Origin of the sequence: Pseudomonas sp. BJa3 (assembly GCF_026343815.1) — a bacterium.
GTDB classification, from domain to species: Bacteria; Pseudomonadota; Gammaproteobacteria; order Pseudomonadales; family Pseudomonadaceae; genus Aquipseudomonas; species Aquipseudomonas soli.
The window spans coordinates 1-245 of the sequence record NZ_JAOXMC010000446.1 but is presented as its reverse complement, the minus strand read 5'-3'; the positions used below and the strand labels follow the sequence as shown (position 1 = coordinate 245).

At 74.7% G+C, this 245-nt stretch carries 1 protein-coding gene; it reads left to right on the top strand.

Annotated features, from left to right (window positions below; translation table 11 throughout):
- The coding region (locus tag OH705_RS28360) for a DUF3325 domain-containing protein (RefSeq protein WP_267303590.1) at positions 1–245 on the top strand (245 nt) is incomplete at both ends.

Genomic DNA, 245 nt, shown 5'->3' with positions numbered 1-245 from the left:
CGCCATTACGACCAGGTCTGGGGCCGCGATCCCTCGGCCGGCCATTCCCGCGTGCTGCGCGGCGCGGGCATCCTGCTGTTGCTGCTGGCGCTGCTGCCCTGCGTCGGCCTGTGGGGCAACACCGTGGGCGTGGTGGCCTGGCTGGGCTGGCTGTCGGCCGGCGCGTTGCTGTGGGTCGGCATGCTGTCGTGGTCGCCGCGCCCGGCCATGGGCACCGCCGCCCTGGCGCTGGTGATCTCGCTGGC